General features: G+C 41.1%; 2 protein-coding genes. Both read right to left on the bottom strand.

Going from position 1 to position 2,504, the window contains the following annotated elements:
• Positions 1-2,070: FG-GAP and VCBS repeat-containing protein (locus AC1DPZ_RS25445; protein WP_477408750.1), on the bottom strand; the 2,070-nt coding region annotated here is incomplete at its 3' end.
• Between the two features lie 8 nt (positions 2,071-2,078).
• Positions 2,079-2,504: hypothetical protein (locus AC1DPZ_RS25440; protein WP_477408748.1), on the bottom strand; the 426-nt coding region annotated here is incomplete at its 5' end.

Raw genomic sequence — 2,504 nt, 5'->3', positions numbered from 1 at the left:
GTCCTCGCCTGTAAAGCCACCTACATAAATATCATCATAGCCATCTCCATTAACATCTGCCACTGCAATAGCGGGGGTGTGCAACAAATAGGTATGCGGCAACAACGAATAATAGTTAAAGTCGGGCGTATCAAAAGTTTTTACACTGGCCAAAAGTTTAGCCTGCACAGGTTTATAATCAAACTGCTTTTTATTGCTGATGAAAGCATTTATAACTGATGAAATATTATCCGCCGACTGTACCTGTTTACTATCATAAGTGATTGTTGTTTTTGCATCCTGCTTAAAATTCTTTACTATCTGCCAGCTATTATCGGGCCAGACCACTAAAAGTTCAGTTGGCTTATCGCCGGGTAAAAAGGTAAAAAGCAACTCGGTACTCAGGTTGCTTTCATATGCATTGCTGGTTTGAACTTCCTGGTGATCAAGCTGTTTGCCCGATTTAAGGAAAAACTTAGTCCCGATACCATCCGGGTTAGCTTTGATATACTTAACAGCGTACTTTAAAAAGCCCGGTTTATCATCCCTACGGGTTTCCATAGTGGTATTTTTATACAGGTAAGCCGGCTCATCCATGTTATTGGTTACTATTTCCAGGTCACCGTCGTTATCCAGGTCGACCGCTACCGAGCCCGCCGAGATTGACGGCTTTTGCATATCATTTGTAAATGAAGCATCGGTAAACTTAAGCAGATCGTCCCCGTGATAAAAAAAGTTGTGCACCGCGCCATCGGGCATCATGTTGATCTTATCTTTATCAAAAACACGGCTGGTTTGATACTCCTGCATTACACCCGGATTGCCCAGGTATTTAAGGTAATCCATATCGTTGAGCCGCTTTTTAATCCCGTTGGAGAAGAAAAGATCCTTACGGCCATCCATATCAAAATCCTGCACCAGGGGCGACCACGTCCAGTCGGTAGCTGATACGCCGCTGTATAAGCTCATATCAACAAACTTGCTCCCATTTGCTACATTTAACTGCAGGCAGTTTTTTGAATACTGGTAATAATAACCCGCGTTAACTTCCTGGTTATAAATATCCAATGGCTCGTCATTAATGGTTGATCGTAATGCTTTAATATCCTCGGGCAGCATATCTGTAGTAAGCACATCCAAATGACCATCTTTATTGATATCGCTGATGGCATTCCCCATCGAGAACAGGCTGGTATGGCCAAAAGCGCTTTTTAGCTGTTCTTTAAAAGTACCGTCGTGTTGGTTGACGTAATAATAATCCTGTTCAAAAAAATCGTTACTTACATAAATATCATCCCAACCATCATTGTTCAGATCGCCAATGCTGAGGCCAAGCCCGTAGCCTATAGGAGCGCTATAAATACCCGATTTTTGGGTAACATCTGTAAAATGCCCGCCATCGTTACGGAAAAGGTGGTCGCCGGCATCATGGTTGTACTTAAATCTTAAGGTAGAATCGCCGTAGGTATCGTTACTATGTACAGATGAGGTGAGCAGGAACATATCCAGGTCGCCATCCTTATCATAATCAAAAAACGAAACCTGGGTTGACAGGCCTGCAAAATCGAGCCCATATTTGACAGCGCTTTCTGTAAATGTAAGATTGCCGTTGTTGATGTAGAGTTGGTTTTTGCCCTTAAATGTTTTGTAGCCCGATACTGCAGATACATAAATATCCTTTAAGCCATCGCCATTGATATCAACTACAGTAACACCTGTTTTCCAGTTGCCTGTGCCGGCAAGGCCCGCTTTAGCCGTTATGTCGTCAAACTTTAAACCGCCTTTATTTAAATAAAGCTTATTCTCTCCCTGGTTTGATACAAAATACAGATCCTGTAACCCGTCGTTATTAAAATCGGCGGCGGCTACACCTGCCCCGTTGTAGAAATACAGGTAATCTAAAATATTAACAGAATCTGATACGATGTTTTTATTTACAAAGCCTATTCCTGTCTCATCTGCAGATAGTAATTTAAAAGCCCCATCGCCCGTCTTTTTAGGTTTGCAGGCACCCAGGCAAATAATCCCGATAAAGAATAGGAAGCAAAACAATTTCATCGGTACAGGTATATATTTTGTAAGTAGCGACATCTTTAATATTAACGTAATTTATATGCTTTAAGCGGTTGGTCATTAATACCAAACAGGTAATACTTGCTGCCCAGTGCATTTTTGATGACTAATGACGAACGCACCTGTCCGTTTAAATCAAACCCGGTTTTTAAGGAAGGAAAATAGCTAAACCCATTTTTACTATATTGATAAACCAGCCCATGGCTTGCATCAAGCCGGCCAATTTCTGGTTTAAAACCGTAAAAGTTACCCCCTAAAATTATTTTAACATTGCCTGTATTATCAATATCATCACATAAAATAGTGTTAACCATTGAAAGCTGTGCCTCGGCCGGTAAAAGCTTACAGGTAAACTTTTTACCATTATTTAAAAATACTGCCGAAGCCAAAAAATTCATCTCATGTGTTTCGGCACCCGCAAGCATGTCGCTTGTAAAAACTTCATTAAAGGG

The sequence above is a fragment of the Mucilaginibacter sp. P4_G9 genome, assembly GCF_056400985.1.
The sequence above is the reverse complement of the archived record's forward strand: the minus strand, read 5'-3'. Positions and strand labels throughout refer to the sequence as shown.